The sequence below is a fragment of the Pseudomonas sp. ASL4 genome, from assembly GCF_056680395.1.
Map to the genome: position 1 here is coordinate 1485661 of NZ_CM155280.1, position 20039 is coordinate 1505699.

A 20039-nucleotide genomic window follows, 5' to 3' on the forward strand; every position below is an offset into this window, starting at 1 on the left:
GCGCGTTAGTGGCTGGCGGCGATGAATTCGTCAGCGGAGACCACGCTGGCATAGGCGAAACCCAGAGACGACATAAAAGCGGCGTGAACATGAGCCGCTGGAACCGTAAAGCCATTGAACTCCAGGTCGCGGGTGGCGCAGGCGTCGTGAATCACCGTCACGGTGTAGCCAAGGTCGGCGGCTGCACGAGTAACGCCATCGACGCACATGTGGCTCATGCTGCCGACGATCACCAGGTTCTCGATGCCTTGCTCATCAAGGATGGCTTCCAGATCGGTTTCGCGGAACGAATTGACGAAGTGCTTGAGCACCACCGGCTCGTCGGCGCGGTTGAGGACTTTGGGGTGCAGCTTCGCGCCTTCGGAGCCCGGGGTGAAGAACGGCGCGTCGTCGGAGGTGAACTCGTGGCGGATGTGCACCACCGAATCACCGGCATCGCGGAAGGCCTGAATGATCCGGGCGGCGTTGTCCGCCGCAGCGTCGGCACCGACCAGAGGCCACTTGCCGTGGGGGAAGTAGTCGTTCTGGATATCGACTACGATGAGCGCTTGCTTGGCCATGGGTGTTTCCTCGAAGTGTGTGTGGGCGTGGAATGAAGTATTGGCGCTCACCGACTCTCCGAGGATTGGCCGCACCGACAATAGAAGGGGGAAAACTGACAATGGGCGTAGAAAGGGCAGTCGCCGAACTGGGCGTGCTGATCTATCCCGGCGCGCAGATGGCGGCGGTGCATGGGTTGACGGACCTGTTCGGGGTCGCCAACCGGATCGCCGCCGAGCATCAGGCGGCGCAGTTGCCGGTGCTGCGAGTCAGTCATTGGCGGGTCGAGGGTGATCAGGCGCCCGAGCGGGTGTATGACAGCCATCCCGGCCCGGACAAGGCGTTGGTGGCGGTGATGATCCCGCCGTCGATTGGCGGGTTTTCCGAGAGTCAGGCACCCCAAGGGCTGATCCGCTGGATTCGTCAGCAACATGCGCAAGGGGCAACGCTGGGCGGCGTTTGCGTGGGCTCGATCCTGCTGGCCGAAAGTGGCCTGCTCGACGGGCGCAGCGCCACGACCCATTGGACCTCGGCTAAAACCTTCGCCGAACGCTACCCGGCGATCAAGCTCAAGGCCGATACGCCCATCGTCGATGACGGTGACCTGATCACCACCGCTGGGCTGATGGCCTGGTCCGAGTTGGGTCTGCGTATGGTCGACCGCTTGCTCGGGCCGAGCATCGCCGCCAGCACCGCGCGGTTTCTGGTGGTGGAGCACAGCGACAGTGCCAGCCAATGCGGCAGTAACTTTGCGCCGATTCTCAGCCATGGCGATGCGTCGATTCTCAAGGTCCAGCATTGGCTGCAAAGCACCGGCGCGACCGATGTGTCGCTGACGGCGATGGCCGAGCGGGCCGGGCTGGAAGAGCGCACCTTCCTGCGTCGATTCCGTGCGGCGACCGGGTTGAAGCCCACCGAGTATTGCCAGCACCTGCGGGTCGGCAAGGCCCGGGAAATGCTCGAATTCACCAACGGCACCATCGACCACATCGCCTGGACGGTGGGCTATCAGGACCCGAGCGCGTTTCGCGCCACGTTCAAGAAAATCACCGGGCTGGCGCCGAGTGATTATCGGGCTCGGTTTGGGGTGACACCGCCTGTCGCTGTGGCCCGGTAGCAAACATCAGCGCAGATCAAACTGTGGGAGCGGGCTTGCTCGCGAAGGCGTCGTGTCAGTCAATATAAATGTTGCCTGACACATCGCCTTCGCGAGCAAGTCGAATCGTCGTACCGCCGCTCCCACATTGGATTTGTGTAAGGCTCCGGTCGTGCAAAATGCCGGAGTCTTGAAGGCCTTCGTGCAGAATCAAACAGGCTCAACGCCATCACCGTTTGAGCAAGCGACTGATTTGAAAGCCGTTTGCCCTCAGCCACCGTTGGCCTGATCTCTGCACCCCTCCAGTTACATTCATCAAGCGCAGATTGAGGGGGACGCATGACCCCAACAAATCGCAAAAAACTGGTCGTTGCCCATTCCGTGCGACCGCAAGCCCCGTTGCACGAAGTCGAAACCAATCGTGCGCTGGCCCGTTGGCTGGCGCAGATCCTCGGGCTCAAGTACGGCGGCAGCTACGACCTCGAACTCCACAGTGGTCGTGATCTTTACCTGCTACCAACCCAGACGCTGGTGGGCGCGGCGGCCGCTCAGCAATTGGGCGTCAAAGGACCCGAAGATTTGTGGGGCGGCTACGTCGACCATGACTTCATCTGCACCAAAGCCATCAGCCACGGTTTGCTCAATAGGTTGGCTCATGCGCCGCAAGGCTGGTCGCCGCTGTTTTCCGAGCGGGTGCGCAGTGTCGTGCTCGATGGTCTCAGCGTATTTTCCCTTGAGGACGCCCGGCCGGCGGCGGAGCACTTGCTCTACAGCGGGCCGATCCGCCTCAAGCCGATTCACGCCTGCGCCGGGCGTGGTCAGGAAGTGATCAAGAGCCTCGACCAGTTCGACGCCATCCTCGCCCGGCCCGACGCCGAACAGCTCTTCACCGAAGGCGTAGTGTTGGAGCAGGATCTGCAAAAGGTCGTCACCCACAGCGTCGGCCAGGCGTTCATCGGCGATAAAGTGTTGAGCTACTGCGGTGATCAATACTTGACCGAGGACAGTCAGGGCGAGCAGGTCTATGGTGGTTCCAACCTGCTGGTGGTGCAGGGCTACTACGAAGACTTACTGAAACTGGAATTGCCCGACGATGTGCGGTTGGCGATCCAGCAAGCCCAGGTGTTCGACAGTGCCGCCGACGAAGCCTATCCCGGTTTCTACGCCTCGCGACGCAACTACGACATCGCCCAAGGCCTGGACAGTAACGGCAAGCAGCGCAGCGGCGTGCTCGAACAATCCTGGCGCATGGGCGGTGCCAGCAGCGCCGAAGTCGCGGCGTTGCAGAGTTTCGTCAACGACCCTGGGATGCCCGCGATTTGCGTGTCTTCGGTGGAGACCTACATCGACCAGCCGCTGCCGGCGGACGCCATCGAGGTGTATCGCGGCCCGGCGGAAAACGGCGACTTTCTTCTCAAGTACGTAACGGTTAAATCCTATGACGGCTAGAAGCGAAACCATTGGAATCGACATTGACGGCGAACAAATGGTCGGGCACGTGCTCAGTCCCAAATCGAAAGTCCCGGGCGTGCTATTTGTGCACGGCTGGGGCGGCAGTCAGGAGCGGGACCTGGAGCGGGCTAAAGGCATCGCCGGTTTGGGTTGCGTCTGTTTGACATTCGACCTGCGCGGGCATACCGGTGGCACTGGCATTTCGTTGTCGAAAGTGACCCGCGATGACAACCTGCGTGACCTGCTAGCAGCCTATGACCGCTTGCTCGCACACCCGGCCCTCGACACCTCGGCGATTGCGGTGGTGGGCACCAGTTACGGTGGTTATCTGGCTGCGATTCTCACCTCGTTGCGCCCGGTGCGCTGGCTGGCGCTGCGGGTGCCGGCGCTGTATCGCGACGAACAATGGCACACGCCCAAGCGCGATCTGGATAAGGTGGATTTGCTCGATTACCGCAGCACTCTGGTGCACGCCGACAACAATCGGGCGCTGCATGCCTGCGCGGCGTTTACCGGGGATGTGTTGTTGGTCGAATCGGAGACCGACGACCACATCCCTCACGCGACCATCATGAGTTATCGGGCGGCGTGCCAGCAGACTCATTCGCTGACTCACCGCATCATCGACGGCGCCGATCACGCCCTCAGCGACCCCATTTCGCAACAGGCCTACACCTCGATCCTGGTGGACTGGATTACGGAAATGGTGGTGGGTGAGCGGTTGAGCATTATTCAATCCAGTTGAATGTGTGGTGGTCTCACGATCATTCGCGAGCAAGCCCGCTCCCACATTAGACCGCGATCAAATGTGGGAACGGGCTTGCTCGCGAAGGCGGCATTCGCTTCACCACACGTCTCAAGAAGGCTTCTTCTCAATCCGCAACGCCTTCGCCTTGGCCTCCACCACCAAATACATCACCAGCGTAATCAACAACGGCAAAATGAAATAAATCGCCCGATAAGCCAGCAACCCCGCTACCAGACTCCCGCGCGATGCCTCATGTTGCAGCAGCGCCACAAACACCGCCTCCAGCACCCCAAGCCCCGCCGGAATGTGCGTAATGACCCCGGCAATCGCACTGATCAACAACACCCCCAGCACCAGCGGATAGTCGAGCTTGCTCGGCAGCAGAGTGAAAATCACCGCCGCCATCAACGACCAGTTCAGCGCCCCAAGCGCCAGTTGCAGCACCGCCATGCGCAGCGACGGCAGATTAATTTCCACCCCGCGAATCGCCCATTCCCGCCGCTTGGAAAACTGGCACGCCGCCAGATACCCCGCGCTCACCACCAACAATAAAACCCCGACGTCTTGCAACGCATCACTGCTCAACTTCCAGCCCGGCGGCATTCGCACCAGACCGCTGCTGAACACTGCGCCGGCAATCACCATGTAGCCAAACCAATTGGTCGCCAGGCTCAAGCCGAGGATTTTCGCGATGTTGCCTTTGCTCACCCCGAGCCGCGAATACAGTCGATAACGCATGGCGATGCCGCCGACCCAGGCACTCAGGTTGAGGTTGAAGGCGTAGCTGATGATCCCCACCGGCAAGATCTGTTTCCAGGTCAGGTCCTGGCGAATGTAGGTGCGGCCGATCAGATCGAAACAGGCGTAAACCAGAAAGCTCAACAGCGTCAGCCCTGAGGCGATGATCAGCGTGCGCACCTTGAAATCGGCCAGGGTGTCGAACACTTCGTTCCATTCGATACGCTGGGCGAGCATCGTGAACAGCACGATCAGCGCGAGGAAAAACAGCACCGTCAGCGGCGTTTTCCAGCGACTCCAACGGGACTTGTTTTGGCGCTCGGCGTGGGCGGCGGCGTGCGCTTCAGCGCGGCTCATGGCTGTCGCTCCCGGCCCGATGGATGAAGGGTTTCAAGCGTGGCTTGTGCGCCGGCAGCCACCCGGCCCATGCCGGAAAATGCCGCAGGAAGTGAAACACCAGAAAACCGACGGTCATGTGCCAGACCCGCCCGCGCGGGGCGCTGTCCGGGGATATGGCTTTGCAGTGGTTATTACTCAAATCTTCAAGGCGCTTGAACAGTTCGCGGTTGAACGCGCGATCGCGGATCAACACATTGGCTTCCAGGTTCATCGACAGGCTCAACGGGTCGAGGTTGCTCGAACCAACCGTGCTCCAGTCCTCGTCCACCAGTGCGACTTTGCCGTGCAACGGGCGGTCGCCATATTCGTGAATCTGCACGCCGGCCTTGAGCAAATAGTCGTAGGTCATGTGCGCGGCAATCTTCGCCACCAGCATGTCTGGCTGACCTTGCAGAATCAGCCGCACATCGACGCCACGGCGCGCGGCATTGCGGATCTCGCGCAGCAGACGAAAACCGGGAAAGAAGTAGGCGTTGGCGATCACGACGCGGCGCTGAGCACTGCGCAACACTTGCCGGTAAACCTCCTCGATGTCGGTGCGATGGTCGCCGTTGTCGCGGTAGACCAGCCGAACCTGACCGTCATGGTCGTTGAATGCCAGTTCCGCACGCCGTTGCTTGCGCCGTTGCCACCAATACTTGGCCCGGGCCGGGCGACCACTTTGCAGAAGCGCGAAGTGATGAATGTCCGCCACCGCCGGGCCTTGTACTTCAACGGCAAAATCCTGCTTGGCCTCGGGGCCGAAATCGGCCAAATGGTCGGCGGAAAAGTTGATCCCGCCAAGGAACGCAATCGTGCCGTCGACCACCACAATCTTGCGGTGCAAGCGCCGGAACCAATTGGTGCGGATGCCCAGATGCTTGGGCGCCGGGTCGAACATCTGGATATGCACGCCGGCCTTGTTCAGGTCGGCGAGGAAACCAGTGCTCAACTCGCCGCAACCAAAGCCGTCGAGGCTGACGGTGGTGCGCACGCCACGCCCGGCCGCTTCAATCAGAATCTGCTGAAGCTCATTGCCGACCTTGTCCTCGAACAGAATGAAGGTCTCCAGCAGGATTTCAGTCTGGGCCTGGCGCAACGCCTCAAACACTCGTGGAAAGTACGCCTCACCATTTTCCAGCAGTTCGACCCGGTTGTTCCCGTGCCAGCCGTAGACAACGTCGACCGCCGCCGGCTCGCCCCGCGGCGGCGCGGAAATCTGTTCCGCAGTGGCTTTTTCCATCGAGGGATTGTTCATAGCTCGATCTCCACCGACAGCGGGGCATGGTCGGAAAGATGTGACCAGGGCCGCGCCGCCAGCACTTGCGGACGGCTGGCCTTGAGGTTGCGCACGTAGATGCGGTCCAGGCGCAATACCGGCCAGCGCGCCGGAAAACTGCGGGCCGGTTTGCCCTGGTGTTCGGCGAAGACTTCGCGCAAGCCACAGAGTTTGAGCACGGTATCGGCCCGTTGGCGCCAGTCATTGAAGTCGCCCGCGACGATCACCGGCGCATCGCCTGGCAGCTCTGCGATGCGCCGGGCCAGCAGCTTCAGTTGCTCCGTGCGGTGCGCTTCATGCAGCCCGAGGTGCACACAAATGGCGTGTACTTCCTGGCCGTCACCGGGCAGGCGCAGCACGCAATGCAGCAAGCCACGGTTTTCGTGACCGCTGATGGACACGTCGAGGTTGTCGTGGCGGATGATCTGGAATTTCGACAGCAACGCATTGCCGTGATCGCCCGCCGGGTACACCGCGTTGCGGCCATAGGCGAACTGCGGCCACAGCGTGTCGGCGAGGAATTCGTATTGCGGCATCATCGGCCAGTTGCTGTAGCGCTGGGGATGCTGTTCGTGGGTGCCGTGGACTTCCTGCAAAAACACCACGTCGGCGGACACACTGCGCACCGCTTCACGCAGCTCGGGCAGGATGAAGCGCCGGTTGAACGCGGTGAAGCCCTTGTGAGTGTTGACCGTCAGCACGGTAAACCGGCGTACGGTAGCGATGATGGATTGCTGCTCGTCGGTGACGCCGACCGGTTCGGAAATGCTCATGGCAGCACGCCTTCGGCAGCAGGTTCGCCGGGGCGGGTGGCGAGGTCTTTGTCGAGATGGAAACGCTCCAGCAGGCTGCGGGCGTCGAAGGGCGCGCGGACTTTGATGTCGTTATCGAAGTAGCAGAACACTTCCCGGGATTTGCGCGCCTTGGGCTTTTGTCTTGGCGCGATCAAGTGTGGGTCGCTCGGTTGCTGGCCGTGATTCCAGGCGTCGATCCGGTCGCCCCAATGTTTCAGCGCCTGGGGCGTGTAGCCGCTGGCGTAGAGCTCTTCGGCACCGTGCAGCCGCAGGTAGACGAAATCGCTGGTGAGGTCTTCGCGGTACGGCCATTTGCCGGCGGTGTCGGCGATCACCAGGGCAGCGTTGTAGCGCTTGAGCAGGCGAATGAAGGCCGGGTCGACGAAGCTCTCGTTGCGAATTTCCACGGCGTGGCGCAGCGGCTTTTTCCCGTGGGCCTTCAGGCTGGCGTGGCCGTGCAAGTGCGAATCATGCTGACGGGCGAGGGTGGCGGCCTGCTCGGTGTTGTGGGGCAGTTGTTCGAGGAAATGTTCAAACAACTCGGCGTCGAATTTGAAACTGGGCGGGAATTGCCAGAGGATCGGGCCGAGTTTTTCCTTGAGCTCCAGCACCCCGGAGGCGAAGAAATTCGCCAGGGGTTTATGGATGTCCCGCAGGCGTTTGATGTGAGTGATAAAACGCGGGGCCTTGACGCTGAAGACGAAGCCCGGCGGGGTTTCGCTGTACCACAGGGCATAACGTTCGGGCCGTTGCAGGGCGTAGAACGATCCATTGATTTCGATGCTGTTGACGGCCCGCGAGGCGAATTGCAATTCGCGCTTTTGGGTCAACCCCTTCGGGTAGAAGCCCCCGCGCCACGGTGTGTAGCGCCAGCCTGAAATTCCGATATGAATCGCCGCCATGTGCCCTCCCGTCGAATGACCCTCTTACTGCCGTTGTCTTTGGATGACTGCCGGGCAAACCAGAAAGTTTCGACGGGACTACAGACGGTAAACACTTGGAGGATCACCCTCGATCAACTGTGGGAGCGGGCTTGCTCGCGAAAGCAGTGTGTCAGGCAACATTAATGCTGACTGATCCACCGTATTCGCGAGCAAGCGCGCTCCCACAGGGTTTAGTGACCGACGACGATGCGCGTTGTGCTTTCGGCGTAGACCGGACCCAACCCATCAAGACGCCCACTCCACATCGTCAACGCCAGGGCCACCAACACCACCAGCCCACCAATCCACGCGGTGTGAATCAGCCCCATATTCGCGACGATCAAACCACCACCCCACGCTCCCCCGGCAATCCCGAGGTTGAACGCTGCGATGTTCAGCCCGGAAGCCACGTCCACCGCATGCGGGGTGTGATGCTCGGCCTGACGCACCACATACACCTGCAACCCCGGCACGTTGCCGAACGCGACCGCGCCCCAGACCAGCACGGTAGCGAGCGCCAGCCATGGATTGCCGGCAGTGAAGGTCAACACAAACAACACCGCAGCGAGCAGGGCGAAGATGATTTTCAGGGCGCTGATCGGGCCACGTTTGTCTGCCAGTTTGCCGCCCCAGATGTTACCGACCGCCACCGAGATGCCGTACACCAGCAACACCAGGCTGACGGTGCTGGCGCTGAAACCGGAGATGTCTTGAAGAATCGGTGCCAGGAAGGTGAAGGCAATGAACGAGCCGCCGTAACCGACCGCGGTCATGGCGTACACCAACAACAGGCGTGGCTGTTTGAGCACCTGCAATTGCTGCAACAGCGAGGCGGGTTTGCTATGGGCGATGTTTTTCGGCACGTAGATCAGGCTGCCGATAAACGCGATCACACCCAACGCCGACACGGCGAGGAAGGTTTCACGCCAGCCGAAATGTTGACCGATGAAGGTCCCCAAAGGCACGCCAGTGACCAGCGCCACGGTCAGGCCGGTGAACATGATGGCGATCGCGCTGGCGGCTTTTTCTTTCGGCACCAGGCTGGTGGCGATGGTCGAGCCAATCGAGAAAAACACCCCGTGGGCCAGGCCGGTGACGATCCGCGCGATGATCAGCGATTCGTAGCTCGGCGCTTTCCAAGCCAGCAGGTTGCCGAGGGTGAACAGCACCATCAGCGACAACAGCAGCAATTTGCGTGGGACTTTGCCGGTGAGGGCGGTCAGCACCGGGGCGCCGATGGCGACACCCAGGGCGTAGAGGCTGACCAACAGGCCGGCGGACGGCAGGCTGACACCGAGGTCGGCGCCAATGGTAGGTAACAGGCCAACGATGACGAACTCGGTCGTCCCGATGGCAAAGGCGCTGAGGGTCAGCGCGAGCAAGGCAATGGGCATGACTGCAACTCCGGTGGGTGATTGATGGAGCGCAGTGTCGGGGTTTGGGTTGTGCGGAAAAATACAGGGGTAGGCATTTGATATTTGCCTGGTGCGCAAAGATCGACCAGGCAACACAGACCCTGTGGGAGCGGGCTTGCTCGCGAAAGCGTTGGGTCAGTCAGCATCAATGTTGAATGAATGACCGCTTTCGCGAGCAAGCCCGCTCCCACATGGGAACTGCGGTGACTGCTATCTCGCGGTCAAAACCGAACTTGCCCGCCATTTCCCGATCAGTTCCTTACAGACCCTTTTCAAGGAGCTCCGCGTTTTGTTCAAGATCAAGACCGCGATACTGCTGGGGGCGCTGCTGATTCTGGGCAGCGGTGAGCTCGAAGCCGCCACGCTGCCGGGCATTCCCGCTGCTGCTACCGCACAAGCACCGGCCAAGCCTGAGCCGCTGGTCCAGGGCGGGCTGCTCGGGGCCATCAGTTCCAGCATCGACGACGTGCAGGACAAACTCGACCTCAACGAAAACCTGGTGGACGCATGGCGCCTGCGGGCCGATCGGGCGGCCGATGAAGTCGACAAACTGGTCAACCAGCCCTCGACGCGTTCCGGCTGGAGTGTGGCCGGCGATTTCCTGATGCTGTCCGGCGTCTGGCTCGGCACCTTTGCCTTGCTCACGGTCCTCGGCGGCCTCGCGGCCAAGCGCCTGGTCCAGGGTCACTGGCTGCGCACCCGCCAACGCAGCCAGGACTTGCTCGGCTATTTGATGCCATACACGCTACCGGCGATCGCCAGCCTGCCACTGACCCTTTATGTCAGCCACTTCCTGCCTGCCTCGGCCGGCCGAGCACTGGCGCTGTGTTTTGCCTACGCCACCAGCAGCGGCATTTTCTCGACCTCGATGCTGCTCTGCGTGATCGTCATGTTCAACACCGGCCACAAGCGCCCAGCGGTGCAGATCATTCGTGACTACGGCCCCAAACCACTGTTCCTGATCGGCTTCCTCGCAGCGCTTAGCGATGCCTTGACCAGTCCGCAGATCGCCCGGCAACTGGGTGGCAATATCACCAGCAGCGTCGCAGTGTTTACCGGGTTGTTTGCCTCGATCATCTTCGGTTATCTGGTCATCCGTCTAAGACGTCCGGTGGCGCATCTGATCCGCAACCGCCCGTTGGCCCAACGGCTCAAACAACCGTCGCTGCAAGAATCCCTGCGGATCTTTTCCGGGCTCTGGTACTGGCCGATTCTGTTGATGGTGATGGTCTCGGCGATCAATCTGATCGGCGTCGGCGAGGACAATCAAAAAGTCCTGCGCTGTGCGTTGTTCACCACGATATTGCTGATTGCCACGGTGTTCCTGAGCACGATTTTCCAGCACCTGTTCAAATCCCGGAAAGTCGAAAAAATCCAGCGCAGCAGCGCCTACAAGGAACGCTTTCTCAGCTTGCTGCACGCGCTGCTGCGGATCGTCATGGCGGTAGCGTTCATCGAGATTCTTGGGCGAATCTGGGGCGTGTCGCTGTTCGAATTCGCAGAGGAAAATTCCATAGGCCGGGCAATCAGTAATTCGCTGAGCAGCATCGGTCTGATCTTCCTGGTGACTTGGCTGCTGTGGGTGGTAATGGACACGGCGATTCAGGAAGCGTTGAAACCACCGGTCAGCAAACGCGCGGCGCGCCAACCGAGTACGCGGGTAAAAACCATCCTGCCGCTGCTGCGCAACGCGGTCAAAATCATCCTGGTGGTGATCTGTGCGATCACCACCATGGCCAATCTGGGGATCAACGTCGCACCCCTGCTGGCCGGTGCCGGTGTGGTCGGTTTGGCCATCGGTTTCGGCTCGCAGCAACTGGTCCAGGACGTGATCACCGGGTTGTTCATCATCATCGAAGACACGCTGTCGATCGGCGATTGGGTGGTACTCGACTCCGGCCACGCCGGCACCGTCGAAGGCCTGACCATCCGCACCTTGCGCCTACGGGACGGCAAGGGTTTTGTGCACTCGGTACCGTTCGGCCAGATCAAGGCTGTGACCAACCAATCGCGGCAGTTTGCCTATGCGTTTTTCTCGGTGCAGTTCACCTACGACACTGACGTGGACAAGGCCATTGAGCTGATCCGCGAAGCGGGGGATTCGATCCGTGACGACGCGTTTCTCAAGTACAACCTGCAAGGGCCGCTCGATGTGTTTGGCGTCGATAAGATGGACCTTAACGGCGTGGTGCTGACGGCGCAGTTCCGCACCGTTTCGGGCGGGCAATATGCGGTGAGCCGGGCGTTTAACCAGCGGCTGAAAAAGCTTGTGGATAACAGCCCGTGGGTGCATTTCGCGCAGACTTATCCACAGCAGGTTTTTATTCCGAAGCGTGGGATGGATGAAGTGGAAGAAGAGGGGCCGGCGCCGGACAATTCGCCGGTGTTGTTGCCGGATCAGCCTCGTACTCAATGATGTGGGTTGGTGCTGATGGCCCCTTCGCGAGCAAGCCCGCTCCCACAGTGGATCGATGTCGGACCGAAGCTTTGTAACCGACACACATCCCCTGTGGGAGCGGGCTTGCTCGCGAAGAGGCCTGCCCAGCCAACCTCAATGTCGGATGAGTTTGCTATGTAATTCGGCAGATGCCTGCTGCTCCAGCTCCAACCAAAAAACCTGCTTGCCGGCAATCTCCGCTGCCACCGGCAACCCATCTCGATACACCAACCGATTACTCGCCAGCGCCGGCACTTTCACTCCCGGCAGCAACGTCCCTGCAAGGTTCAACGGATCAACCCCGCACACCGCTATCAAACTCCCGTCATGGGGCCGACGCCGAACTTCGCGCAACAACGGAATCGCCTCGGGCAATGCAAACTGTTCCCCCGCCAAACCACTGACAAACCGCCCGCCACGAATCTCCCCGCGAGCTTCCAGCCGATGGAAGGTGCGCAGCAATTCGCGCCAGCTCGGCAACCAGTCCGCCTCACGCTCAAGCAAGCGCCAGAACACCACGCCGTAGCGCCGGAGCAAGGTCATGGCGATATGTTCCAGCGTATCGGCGGGTGTCGGCGCCGGGCGTTTGTTATCCACAACCGGCGCCGGCGGCCCGCGTCGCAACAAGGCCCAGCGCCCGGCATCGTCCATGCCGCCGACAAACGCTCCGCGCCCACGTCGGCTGCTGCGTTGCTGGCGTTTGCTCGCGGGGGTGATCAGTGCCCGCAGCCCGGCGAAGCTGTCGGCATTCACCAATCCGGCGCCCACCAGTTCCTGCAAGGCGATTTCCAGCTCGGTGCGCAGCAGGTGCGCTTCATGAATCAGCTCATCGAAAAACAATGCGCCGTGCTGGCTCAGCGCCTCGAAGACCTTTTGCGTTTTGGGTGATAACTCGCTGATCGGCGTCTGTTCGGTCAGCCCGCTCCACAACCCGACCTGACTGCGCGGCAACAGCAGAATCGGCGTACTGCGCAGCGCCGTGCTGGCGCTCTTGTTGCGGGCGGTCAGGCGTGTCCACACCAGTTTGCCGCTGCGGCACAGGTCATCCAGCCAACTCGCCGAATAGTCCTTGAGCCGCGCCGGCAGAATGTCGCTGTCCCAGGCTGAAGCGGCAGCGGGGTAGCCTTCGAATTGACCAATGATCGCCGGCAACACTGCACTGCCCTGACCTTGTGTAGCGCTGGACAAATGCTGCCAGTCGAACAGAAACCGCATGAAATCCTGCAACGCCACCGGCTCGATTTCCCGGCGCAGACGCTTGACCGTGTAGCGATGAATCCGCGCCAGCAGATGCCGTTCGCACCATTCCTCAATGTCGGCGCCGGGGCTGAATTGCCCGCGCAGCACATAGCCTTCGCGCTCCAGTTGCGCCAGGGCTTGAGTGACCTGAGTCGCCGGTAAGCCCAGCGGTTCGGCAATCGCGTTCAGCGGTAACGGCCCAAACGCACTGAGCCGCGCACGGATCACTTCCAGCACCGCTTCATCGGTTTCCCAGACTTCATCGAAACCGGGCAACGCTTCCAGCGGCGGCAGCAAAATCGCCTGTGGATAAATCGCCCGCAGGCAGGTCAACCGCTCCAGCGCCAACCACAACGATTGCCCGGCATTGATCTGCAAACGGCTGGCGCGGCCACTGTCGGCCAGGGCATTCAGCCAATCGAGCCAATGAGGGTTGGCTTTAGCTTCGGCATCGCTGATGCACGCCAGGCTCATCAACGCCTCATGCATTTCATCGATGCCAGTGGGCGCTGGCCAGGCTTCATCGCGTACGGCTTGAATCGCTTCGGCATCCAGTGCGCCGAGGTCATCGGTGGATTGCGGGTCGCTCCAGCGCCGGTTGAGCACCGCTTGGGTGCGGCGTTCCTCCAGCGGCGCATCGTCGAGAAAGGTGTAGGGTCGGGCGCTGAGAATTTCTGCCGCTAGCGGCGAGGGCGCCGGCAAATCGCGGCTGATCAGGCGGATTTCGCCCCGTTCCATACGCCGTAACAGTGTCAGCCAGCCTTCGGTGTCCATGGCTTCGTGCAGGCAATCGTCGAGGGTTTGTTCCACCAGCGGATGGTCGGGAATCTCCCGTTCGCCCGCAAGATTTTCGACGCAAGCGATCTGATCGGGAAACACGTTGGCGATCAGGTCTTCGCTTTTCATCCGCTGGATCTGCGGCGGGACTTTGCGTCCGCCGCTATAACGCGGCAGCGCCAACGCCACCCCGGCATTCCAGCGCCAGCGCACGCCGAACAACGGTGCTTCGAGCACCGCTTGAATCAGGAGGTGCTCGGCGCTGTTGCTGTGCAGGTAGCGCCAGACGTCATCAAGTTCAAAGCTGTGGCTGGTGGACAGCGACAGGACGATGGCGTCTTCACTGGCGGCAGCCTGCAATTCAAAGTTGAAGGTGCGGCAAAAACGCTTGCGCAGGGCCAGGCCCCAGGCGCGGTTGATTCGGCTGCCAAACGGGGTGTGGATGATCAGTTGGGTGCCGCCGGACTCGTCGAAAAACCGCTCCATCAGCAGCGTGTCCTGAGACGGCAGGGCGCCCAACGTCAGGCGTGCGCGAGCGAGGTAATCCACCAGTTGATCGGCGCTGGCCAGGTTCAGGCCGAGGGTTTCGGTCAGCCAGTCGAGCGCTGGCTGCAAATTGCCGGGGGTGGCGCCGAGCAGTTCATCGAGTTGCGCTTGCAGGCGCGCCACGGCAAACGACAACTCCGCGCTGCGCCCCGGCGCTTCTCCGAGCCAGAACGGAATCGTCGGCGGCTGGCCTTGGGCGTCTTCGACCCGGACCTTGCCGGTTTCCACCCGCAGGATTCGATAGGACGTGTTGCCGAGTTGGAAGACGTCGCCGGCGATACTTTCCACCGCGAAGTCTTCGTTGACACTGCCGATGTTCAGCCCTTGGGGCTCCAGCAGCACGCTGTAGTCGGCGTTGTCCGGAATCGTCCCGCCACTGGTGACGGCGGTCAGTTTGGCGCCACGGCGTCCGCGCAGGGTGCGGCTCACGGCGTCGCGATGCAGATAAGCGCTACGGATGCCCTGGCGACCGTTGTAGCCCTCGGCAAGCATCTGCAGCAGCGCTTGATAGTGTTTTTCGTCGAGGTTGGCGTAGGGCGAGGCATGGCGGAACATTTCCAGCAGCGGCTGCTCCTGCCATTCCTGGCAACTGACCTCGGCGATGATCTGCTGCGCCAGCACGTCCAGCGGCGCCACGGGGATCAGCAACGTGTCGAGTTCGCCCCGGCGCACGCAGTCGAGCAGCGCGGCGCACTCGATCAAGTCATCGCGGGTAGTGGCGAACAACCGGCCCTTGGGCGTGCCGCCGACCTGGTGCCCGGATCGACCGACCCGTTGCAGAAAGCCTGCAATCGAACGCGGCGAGGCGATCTGACAGACCAGATCGACATCGCCGATATCAATCCCCAACTCCAACGAGGCCGTGGCGATCAGCACTTGCAGCTCGCCGCGTTTGAGCCGTTGTTCGGCGTCGAGGCGAAACTCCTTGGCCAGGCTGCCGTGGTGCGCGGCCACGGCGTCCTTGCCCAAACGTTCGCTCAAGTGCCGGCTCAGGCGTTCGGCCAGGCGCCGGGTGTTGACGAAAATCAGCGTGGTGCGGTGTTCACGAGCGAGGGTGGCGAGACGGTCGTAAACCAATTCCCAAACATCGTTGGCCATCACTGCCGAGAGCGGCACTGGCGGCACTTCGATGCCCAGGTCCCTTGGGCGGGCGTGGCCGATGTCGATGATTTCGCAGGGCCGGTCGCGGCCGACGAGAAAGCGCGAGACCGCTTCGATGGGTTTTTGCGTGGCAGACAGGCCGATACGCATCAGTGGTTGCGGGCAGAGCGCCTGCAAGCGCTCCAGGCTCAGCGCCAAGTGGCTGCCGCGTTTACTCGCGGCGATGGCGTGGATTTCGTCGACGATGACCGTGCGCGTGGTGCCGAGCATTTTTCGGCCGGAATCGGAACCGAGCAGCACGTAAAGGGATTCCGGGGTGGTCACCAGAATGTGCGGCGCGGTCTTGCGCATCGCCGAGCGATCTTTTTGCGGGGTGTCGCCGGTACGCACAGCGGTGTTGATCTGCAATTGGGGCAGGCCCATCACGCGCAATTGCTCGGTGATGCCGGCCAGCGGGTTTTGCAGGTTGATCTGTATGTCGTTGGACAGCGCCTTGAGCGGCGAAACGTAGACCACCAGGGTTTGGTCCGGCAGCTTGCCGTTGTTCTCTAGCCCTTGGTGAACCAGATCGTCGAGCACGGCGAGGAACGCGGTCAGGGTTTTGCCGGAACCGGTGGGCGCAGCGATCAAGGTCGAACGGCGTTGGCGAATCAACGGCCACGCCCGAGCCTGGGCGGCGGTGACCGTCGGGAAGGTCTTGCTGAACCAGGCACTGACGGCAGGGTGAAAGCCAGCCAGGGCACTGTCTGCGGGGATGGGCAGGTTCATGCAGTAATTTATGCGGGCGGGGTGGGGAAGATGCAAGTCTTGGGAGCCGACCGGTATCCCTGTGGCGAGGGGGCTTGCCCCCGCTCGGCTGCGCAGCAGTCGTAAAATCTGCCGACGCGGCGCGTCAGATAAAATGCGGTTGCCTGTTTTTGGGGCCGCTTCGCAGCCCAGCGGGGGCAAACCCCCTCGCCACAGAGGCGCAGCGAATTCCGGCGATCTACACTTTACGGATGACGGTTGCGCACTAAACCCGCAAAATGCAACGATTCCGGCAACTATCGACGACATCGCCTGCCGGCGCTGTCGATACAGCCATCGTTCCAATCAGACTGGGCCTGCTGACTCTATGCGAATGCGCCTTATGTTACTGGGCGGCGGAAATGCCCTTGGGCAGGCGCTGATTCGCCTCGGTGCGGAGGAAGACATCGGTTTCCTCGCCCCCCGCCCACCACAAGACGGCTGGGATGCCGCGAGCCTGACGCAACTGCTCGACGACACCCGTCCGGACGCGCTGATCAATCTCGCCTACTATTTCGACTGGTTCCAGGCGGAGACGGTCAGTGAACAGCGTCTGGCCGGGCAAGAACGCGCGGTCGAGCGCCTGGCCGAACTGTGCCAGCACCACAACATCGTGCTGCTGCAGCCTTCGAGCTATCGAGTGTTTGACGGCTCGCGGGCCACGGCCTACAGCGAAAAAGACGAGCCGGTGCCCCTGGGCCTGCGCGGTCAGGCCTTGTGGCGGATCGAGCAAAGCGTGCGTGCCACTTGCCCGCAACACGTGTTGTTGCGCTTCGGCTGGCTGCTCGACGACAGCCCCGACGGCACCCTCGGGCGTTTCCTCGCCCGGGCCGAGACGCCTGAAGAGCTGCTGATGGCCGACGATCGCCGGGGTAATCCGACGCCGGTGGACGATGCGGCTCGGGTGATCATTTCAGTGCTCAAGCAACTCGATTGTGCAGCGCCGCTGTGGGGCACCTATCATTACGCCGGACATGAGGCGACCACGCCGCTGGCATTAGGGCAGGCGATCATCACCGAAGCACGCAACCTGCACGAACTGGCCATCGAAGCGCCGACCGCCCAGGCACACGCTGCGCGGCCCGACGCTGCCGAAGAACCGCAACACGCGGTGCTGGCCTGCAAGAAAATTCTGCACACCTTCGGGATCAAGCCCCGCGCCTGGCGCGCGGCGCTCCCGGGCTTACTGGATAGGTTTTATCGCCATGGCTGACGGCCCTGTTTTAATCACCGGCGGCGCCGGTTTCATTGGTTCGCACCTCACTGATGCCTTGCTTGCCCAAGGCCATTCGGTGCGGATTCTCGATGACCTGTCCACCGGCAAACGCACTAACCTGCCGCTGGACAACCCCAAGGTCGAACTGATTGTTGGCGACGTCGCCGACGCGGCATTGGTCGCCCGCTCGATGATCGGTTGCAGTGCTGTCGCGCACTTGGCCGCCGTGGCCTCGGTGCAGGCGTCGGTGGACGATCCGGTGAAGACTCACCAGAGCAATTTCATCGGCACCCTGAATGTCTGCGAGGCCATGCGTCAGGCCGGCGTAAAACGGGTGTTGTTTGCCTCCAGCGCGGCGGTTTACGGCAACAACGGTGAAGGTGAGTCGATTGACGAAGACACCGCCAAGGCGCCGCTGACGCCGTACGCCTCGGACAAATTGGCTGGCGAGTACTACTTCGATTTCTACCGCCGCCAGCATGGCCTGGAGCCGGTAGTGTTCCGCTTCTTCAACATCTTCGGCCCACGCCAGGACCCGTCCTCGCCGTATTCCGGGGTGATCAGCATTTTCAGCGAGCGTGCGCAGAAAGGCCTGCCGATCACCGTGTTCGGTGATGGTGAGCAGACGCGGGATTTTGTTTACGTTGAAGATCTGGTCGATTTGCTGGTGCAGGCGATCGAGAAACCACAGATCGAAGTTGGAGCGGTCAACGTCGGCTGGAATCAGGCCACCACGCTCAAGCAGATGCTGGAAGCGCTTGGCCAGGTGGTCGGTGAGTTGCCGCCGGTAAGTTATGGTCCGGCGCGTTCTGGTGACATCCGTCACTCGCGGGCGAACAACCGGCGTTTGTTGGAGCGGTTTACTTATCCGGCGCAGACCCCGATGAGCGTTGGCTTGGCACGGTTGTTGGGTCGCTAAGTTTTTCGCGGCCATGAAAAAGGCGCCTGTTGAGGCGCCTTTTTTATTGCTCGAACATCACCGCCTTGGCAGGCGATGAACTTGTGGCGGGGGGGCTTGCCCCCGTTGGGCTGCGAAGCGGCCCCAAAACTGATGGTGACTGCTGCGCAGTCAAACGGGGGCAAGCCCCCTCGCCACAGTCTTAGCTTTCACCACAAATCGGGGTTTAGAACTTGTAGCCCAGGCCAACCATGTACACGAACGGGTCCACATCCACATTGACCTTGGCCCGAGTGCCTGGCGCCACGGCGTCGTTTTCCACGGTCGCACGGGTGTTGATGTCGATGTAGCGCATCTGGGCGTTGAGCATGATGTTGTCGGTGAGCATGTAGTCAGCCCCGACCTGGAACGCCATGCCCCAGGAGTTTTTAGCCTTGAAGTTGCTGAACCCGTTGGCTTGCGCTTCGTTGCTGAGCTTTTCGTCGTAGATCCAGGTGTAGTTGATACCCGCGCCCACATACGGCTGGAAGGCCGACTTGTTGTCGAGCGGGTAGTAAACAACGCTCAGGGTCGGTGGCAGGTGTTTGAGGGTGCCGAGCTTGCCGTTGGCCGCGCCCAGGCCGGTGCCTTTGAGGTTCACGTCATGCTCGAACGGCGAGGCGGCGAGCAGCTCGATACCGACATTGTTGGTGACCATGTACGCGAAGTTCAGGCCCAACTGTGTGTCGCTGTCCATGGTGGCCTTACCACCCAGGTTGGTACCGGCCAATGGGCCTTGATCGACCTTGACGCTGGAGCTGCTGGCTTTCGGGTTGACGGTGATTGCACCGGCGCGAACGATGATGTCGCCAGCGTCGAAGGCGTGGGCGAGCGGGGCTGCGAGCGCGAGGGCAAACAGCGAAGCGCTGAGCAAGGACTTGTTCATGGGGGCTCCAAAGGACGTTGAAAATGTTCGATGTCCAATGGTAAAGAGCCATCTGATACGGTCTTTTGATTCAGCTCAATGAAACAGTGATGGGTCCAGTTTTCGTGGAACCTTTGAGGGTCTCATCGCGAGCAAGCTCGCTCCCACAGGGGATTTGTGTCAATGCACAGATCCAATGTGGGAGCGAGCTTGCTCGCGATGGCTATCTATCCAACACAACATGACTACCGGATTCACTCCGGCAATTCATACACATAAATCTTGTCGGCATTCATCTGATACCCGGCATCCGCCAATTCGCTGCTGGACGCCTTTACCTGCAAAGAACCTTCGATCCAGTACGGCTGATACAGCTCATCGAGCTTCACACCGACCTCGCTTTTCACATGCACGATCTGGTTCGACGGCGGTGGCGGCACGTGGATGCAGGCGCCGAAATACGGCACCAGCAAGAACTCCGTGGTGCGACCTTCTTCGCTCACTTCCAGCGGCACGATATAACCCGGCAGTCGGATCTTCTTGCCATCGAGGCTTTTCACCACCGGCGCATTGGGCAAATCCTGCTTGGCGGCCGGGGCCGATTCAAGCGCGCTGCTCATCTGTGACAGATCATGCAGCGGCGTCATGTTCGGCACTTCCGCCGGGGCGTCCGGCGGGATCATTTCCTGCCAGGTCAAATCCTTCGGCTCGGCCGCCCACAGCGGCAGGGCGACCAGCATCAACAGCGCGAACAGAGCGCGGGGCATCTTTA

General features: G+C 61.3%; 15 protein-coding genes. 6 read left to right on the top strand and 9 right to left on the bottom strand.

Features of this window, described 5'->3' with window-relative positions; translation table 11 throughout:
- Positions 1-5: 5 nt before the first annotated feature.
- On the bottom strand, positions 6-560 hold the full coding sequence (locus AC1MEW_RS06675) for a cysteine hydrolase family protein (protein ID WP_201255376.1): 555 nt from the start codon (positions 558-560) through the stop codon (positions 6-8).
- 101 nt (positions 561-661) lie between these two features.
- On the opposite strand from AC1MEW_RS06675, the gene AC1MEW_RS06680 reads away from it, so the two are divergent.
- From AC1MEW_RS06680 to AC1MEW_RS06690, 3 genes are all read left to right on the top strand, one after another.
- Positions 662-1657 carry a GlxA family transcriptional regulator gene (locus tag AC1MEW_RS06680; RefSeq protein WP_201255377.1) on the top strand — a complete coding sequence of 332 codons (996 nt, stop codon included), beginning with the start codon at positions 662-664 and terminating at the stop codon, positions 1655-1657.
- Between the two features lie 318 nt (positions 1658-1975).
- Positions 1976-3085 (top strand): DUF3182 family protein, encoded by a 1110-nt coding sequence (locus tag AC1MEW_RS06685; protein WP_480425745.1) that lies wholly within the window; start codon positions 1976-1978, stop codon positions 3083-3085.
- The gene (locus AC1MEW_RS06690) at positions 3075-3833 is read left to right on the top strand and encodes an alpha/beta hydrolase family protein (RefSeq protein ID WP_201198216.1); all 759 of its coding nucleotides are present in this window, start codon (positions 3075-3077) and stop codon (positions 3831-3833) included. The genes AC1MEW_RS06685 and AC1MEW_RS06690 overlap by 11 nt, the downstream gene beginning before the upstream one ends.
- 111 nt (positions 3834-3944) lie before the next feature.
- On the opposite strand, the gene AC1MEW_RS06695 is transcribed toward AC1MEW_RS06690, so the two are convergent.
- From AC1MEW_RS06695 to AC1MEW_RS06715, 5 genes are all read right to left on the bottom strand, one after another.
- A complete protein-coding gene (locus AC1MEW_RS06695) occupies positions 3945-4931 on the bottom strand; it encodes a lysylphosphatidylglycerol synthase domain-containing protein (protein WP_201255378.1) in 987 nt (328 codons plus the stop codon).
- Positions 4918-6210: a cardiolipin synthase ClsB gene (gene clsB / locus AC1MEW_RS06700; RefSeq protein ID WP_322269774.1), complete on the bottom strand. Its 1293-nt coding sequence runs from the start codon at positions 6208-6210 to the stop codon at positions 4918-4920. The genes AC1MEW_RS06695 and clsB overlap by 14 nt, the downstream gene beginning before the upstream one ends.
- A complete protein-coding gene (locus AC1MEW_RS06705) occupies positions 6207-7004 on the bottom strand; it encodes an endonuclease/exonuclease/phosphatase family protein (RefSeq protein ID WP_480425748.1) in 798 nt (265 codons plus the stop codon). Before AC1MEW_RS06705 ends, clsB begins: the two co-directional genes overlap by 4 nt.
- Positions 7001-7927 (bottom strand): DUF72 domain-containing protein, encoded by a 927-nt coding sequence (locus AC1MEW_RS06710; protein ID WP_201198212.1) that lies wholly within the window; start codon positions 7925-7927, stop codon positions 7001-7003. Before AC1MEW_RS06710 ends, AC1MEW_RS06705 begins: the two co-directional genes overlap by 4 nt.
- A 212-nt stretch (positions 7928-8139) precedes the next feature.
- A complete protein-coding gene (locus AC1MEW_RS06715) occupies positions 8140-9342 on the bottom strand; it encodes an MFS transporter (RefSeq protein WP_480425751.1) in 1203 nt (400 codons plus the stop codon).
- A 310-nt stretch (positions 9343-9652) separates the two neighbouring features.
- Between AC1MEW_RS06715 and AC1MEW_RS06720 the strand changes: the two genes are divergently transcribed.
- Positions 9653-11779 (top strand): mechanosensitive ion channel family protein, encoded by a 2127-nt coding sequence (locus tag AC1MEW_RS06720; RefSeq protein WP_480425753.1) that lies wholly within the window; start codon positions 9653-9655, stop codon positions 11777-11779.
- Between the two features lie 135 nt (positions 11780-11914).
- Here the strand turns inward: AC1MEW_RS06720 and AC1MEW_RS06725 are convergent, their stop codons facing one another.
- A complete protein-coding gene (locus tag AC1MEW_RS06725) occupies positions 11915-16231 on the bottom strand; it encodes a DEAD/DEAH box helicase (RefSeq protein WP_480425755.1) in 4317 nt (1438 codons plus the stop codon).
- Between the two features lie 346 nt (positions 16232-16577).
- On the opposite strand from AC1MEW_RS06725, the gene AC1MEW_RS06730 reads away from it, so the two are divergent.
- Both AC1MEW_RS06730 and AC1MEW_RS06735 read left to right on the top strand, forming a co-directional pair.
- Complete coding sequence (locus AC1MEW_RS06730) at positions 16578-17462, top strand: sugar nucleotide-binding protein (RefSeq protein ID WP_201198209.1); 885 nt, start codon at positions 16578-16580, stop codon at positions 17460-17462.
- The gene (locus AC1MEW_RS06735) at positions 17455-18384 is read left to right on the top strand and encodes an NAD-dependent epimerase/dehydratase family protein (RefSeq protein ID WP_201256267.1); all 930 of its coding nucleotides are present in this window, start codon (positions 17455-17457) and stop codon (positions 18382-18384) included. Before AC1MEW_RS06730 ends, AC1MEW_RS06735 begins: the two co-directional genes overlap by 8 nt.
- A gap of 205 nt (positions 18385-18589) precedes the next feature.
- On the opposite strand, the gene AC1MEW_RS06740 is transcribed toward AC1MEW_RS06735, so the two are convergent.
- Both AC1MEW_RS06740 and AC1MEW_RS06745 read right to left on the bottom strand, forming a co-directional pair.
- Positions 18590-19288 carry an OmpW/AlkL family protein gene (locus AC1MEW_RS06740; protein ID WP_201198207.1) on the bottom strand — a complete coding sequence of 233 codons (699 nt, stop codon included), beginning with the start codon at positions 19286-19288 and terminating at the stop codon, positions 18590-18592.
- 233 nt (positions 19289-19521) lie between these two features.
- Positions 19522-20034, bottom strand: a complete 513-nt coding sequence (locus tag AC1MEW_RS06745) for a DUF3299 domain-containing protein (RefSeq protein ID WP_322269770.1) — start codon at positions 20032-20034, stop codon at positions 19522-19524.
- Positions 20035-20039 lie beyond the last annotated feature (5 nt).